Here is a 2,155-nt window from a genome sequence, read left to right on the forward strand (position 1 = left end):
GGAGTCCTGCACGATTTCGTGTTCCCGGTGTGCAGCTGCGACGCATGCGACGAAACGGCAGAAACTGCAGCGGCCCGGCTGGAACTGCTGGTCCTGGGGGTGGCCGCCGGCGGATACAGCGAACGTTGCCCGGTGGGCGGGCGACGGCGGTGGCTCGGCTACGCGCTGATGGCACCGGACGGTTCCGCGTCTGAAAGCGGGCAGGGCGACCCCGGACCGGTCCCCGCAGACCGGCTGCGCAGCGGAAAGGCCCGGCTCAAGGAAGTTCCTGACGGCTGGGCTCCTTGGCCCGCCGGGCGGCCTTAACCTGGACGACTTCTTCAACTTACTGATCGGTAAGGGTTATCTTCGCCCCGCAACAGAAGTTAGCCTATCGAATGGCCGGGGAAGCGACCCCCGCACCCGAGGCATTCAGAGGATCATCAGCTCCATGGCAAAGACAGTGACATTTTCGGTGACGACTATGCCGAGGAAGGGCGCGCAGGGCAGTTTCCGCGACACCGTCCTGAATCTTCGGACGGATCAGCTTGAGGACTGCTTCCTGTCGGTGTTCCACATCAGCGACTCCTATGCCCTGCTCACTGGCGAAGCCTTGCCCGGCGCGCACACAGCCACGAACGCCGAGCTGCGGACGTACCTGACGCACCGGCTCGCCGGCCACGACTCACTCCTGGACTTCGATGTGAAGATCGACCGCGCCTCAGAGCCTGCCCGCTCGCGCTCCTAGGCCGGAGTGGCCCGTCAGGGGTGGCCGCTCCGGTGTGTATCGGCCGGTTCGCCCGGCCCGGCGTTGGTCTTCCTGGTGATCAGCCAGGTGACAAACCACAGGATGATGCCGATCGCCATCAGCCCGCCGGCGATCTGGTACTGGATGGGGTTCCGGCCCACCCACGGGCCGGCGAGAAAAGCACACAGCAGCGCCGCCACCAACGGCAGCTGCCCCGGCGAGGTGAAGAATACCTTGCGGTTCGGGTCCCTCTTGCGGCGAAGTACAAGGCAGGCCACGTTCACCACGGTGAACACGCACAACAGCAGGAACGCGGTCGTCCCGGAAAGGTTGGCGACGATATTGCTCTCTGGATCGCTGCTGACATACCAGATCAGTCCCAGGGCAAGAAGCGTGGAGAACGCGATGCCGGCCCAGGGGGTACGGCGTCCCGGCAGTACCTTTCCCAACGGCCGGGGCAGGACGTCCTGCCGCGCCATGCCGTAGATCAGGCGGCTAGCCATCAGCATGTTGATCAGCGCGGTGTTGGCCACGGCGAAGACCGCGAGGAAGGGGAAGATCCTGTCGATCGGGAAGTCCGGTGAGCCCTTGTGCACCACCTCGAGGAGCGCGGCACCTTCGGCCTCCCTGATGTTCTCCAGCTCGGTGGGCGTGAGCACGCTGACCACGGAGACGGCCACCAGCATGTACAGGAGCACCGCGATGCCGAGGCCAGTCAGCATGGTGCGCGGGAAGATGTGCTCCGGGTTCTTGGTCTCCTCGACCATGTTTACCGAATCCTCGAAGCCGACCATCGCAAAGAAGGCGATGGAGGTGGCCGCGGTGACCGCCAGGAACAGGCCCTTGTCCTGGTAATCGTTGAAGACGAATATTTCTCCTGCGTTCCCCGTCCCCTGCGCCATCACGAAGAAGCCGACGCCGATCACGATGCACAAGGCGATCATCTCGACCAGGGTGAGGACGACGTTGAACTTAACGCTCTCCCCCACGCCGCGCAGGTTGATCGCCGCCAGCAGCAGCATGAAGCCCAAGGCAACGGCGGTGACTACCTCCCGCCCGGGCATGGCCATCCAGCCGTTGATCTCCAGGCCCCCGAAGAAGTTCTGAGCCAGTACGTTCGCGGACGTGGAGGCGCTGGTGATGCCGGAACAGACGACGGCGAATGCGACGAGGAACGTTACGAAGTGGATCCCGAAGGCCTTGTGCGTGTACAGCGCAGCACCGGCTGCCTGCGGGTACTGGGTGACCAGTTCCAGATAGGAAAAGGCGGTTAGAGTCGCGACGACGAAGGCGAGCAGGAACGGCAGCCAGACGATGCCGCCGACTTGGCCGGCCATAGTCCCGGTGACGGCGTAGACGCCTGCGCCGAGGATGTCGCCCACAATGAAGAGGAGCAGGAGCTTTGGTCCCAGAACCCGCTTGAGTGCG

General features: G+C 64.3%; 3 protein-coding genes. 2 read left to right on the forward strand and 1 reads right to left on the reverse strand.

What is annotated here, in order from left to right; genetic code table 11:
• Positions 1-306 (forward strand): DUF6226 family protein (locus tag AC3A3W_RS00055; RefSeq protein ID WP_487439856.1); only part of this gene is annotated, 306 nt, incomplete at its 5' end.
• A 124-nt stretch (positions 307-430) separates the two neighbouring features.
• Positions 431-727, forward strand: a complete 297-nt coding sequence (locus AC3A3W_RS00060; protein ID WP_205652020.1) for a hypothetical protein — start codon at positions 431-433, stop codon at positions 725-727.
• Between the two features lie 14 nt (positions 728-741).
• Here the strand turns inward: AC3A3W_RS00060 and AC3A3W_RS00065 are convergent.
• Positions 742-2,155, reverse strand: a 1,414-nt coding sequence (locus AC3A3W_RS00065; RefSeq protein ID WP_487439857.1) for an APC family permease, incomplete at its 5' end; no start/stop codon positions are given.

Source organism: Arthrobacter sp. Soil_N43 (assembly GCF_057655195.1).